The sequence below is a fragment of the Paenarthrobacter nitroguajacolicus genome, from assembly GCF_029952445.1.
Taxonomy (GTDB): Bacteria; Actinomycetota; Actinomycetes; order Actinomycetales; family Micrococcaceae; genus Arthrobacter; species Arthrobacter nitroguajacolicus_B.
On record NZ_JAQPPK010000071.1, the window covers coordinates 1 to 897 of the forward strand.

The following is an 897-nucleotide window of genomic DNA, read 5'->3' on the forward strand; positions in this document are numbered from 1 at the left end:
TCCAGGTCGATGGGATCTTTGTCGGGACGTGGTGCTGCCTGATCGCTGTTGCCGGTGATTACGTGCTTGGCTGGCAGTGGTGCGACACCGAGAAGAAGGCCGCGTGGGCGGCGCTGCTGCAACGGTTCCCTGCCCCTCGCGTGGTGATCACTGACGGCGGTTCCGGGATCGCCGCAGCCCTGTCGGAATGCTGGTCAGAAACCGCGGTCCAACGGTGTCTTGTCCATGTCCAACGCAACGTCCGTACCTACTTGACCAGCCGGCCACGAACAGATGCGGGCAAAGCATTGCTGCGGCTGGGACGGGCGCTGACCAGGATCAAAGCCCCCGCCGAAGCAGCCGCGTGGCTGGCAGGCTTGAACGACTGGCATCAGGAACACGGGCATCTGGTCAAGGCCCGCACTTACCGCACCGCTTCTGCGATGGCTCCGGGATGGGTTCGGGCCAACCAGGCCTGGTGGTACACGCACGACAGACCCCGCAAGGCCTACCGGCTCCTGGAACGACTCGGCCGGGCCGGGACACTTTTCACCTATCTGCAGGCCGAGTACACCGGGCTGGATATCGCCTCGACGACCAACAGGATCGAAGGAGGCACCAACGCGCAACTGAGACTGGTCCTGCGGGCCCACCGGGGTATGAGCGAGGACCACCAAAAACGGGCCATTGAGTGGTACCTCTACCTCCACAGCGAGCAACCCCGCCCGCCAGCCAAGCTCATCGAAGCCCAGCACTCCCGACCCGCCAAGACAACAACCCACACCCTGCCGGAACAAGAACCCGGCCCAGATCTCTACAGCACCGGGCTCAGCCCCGAGGAAGGCCTCTGGCACCGCACCGGCTGGGCCGGACGATCATGACACACCCGGGATTTACACACGTTTTGTCCTATAACCC

The 897-nt window shown here is 64.0% G+C and carries 1 protein-coding gene; it reads left to right on the forward strand.

The genetic code is table 11. The features are described 5' to 3' along the window. Positions 1-860, forward strand: an 860-nt coding sequence (locus PJL15_RS22555; protein ID WP_281453356.1) for an IS1249 family transposase, incomplete at its 5' end; no start/stop codon positions are given. Between the last annotated feature and the right edge of the window lie 37 nt (positions 861-897).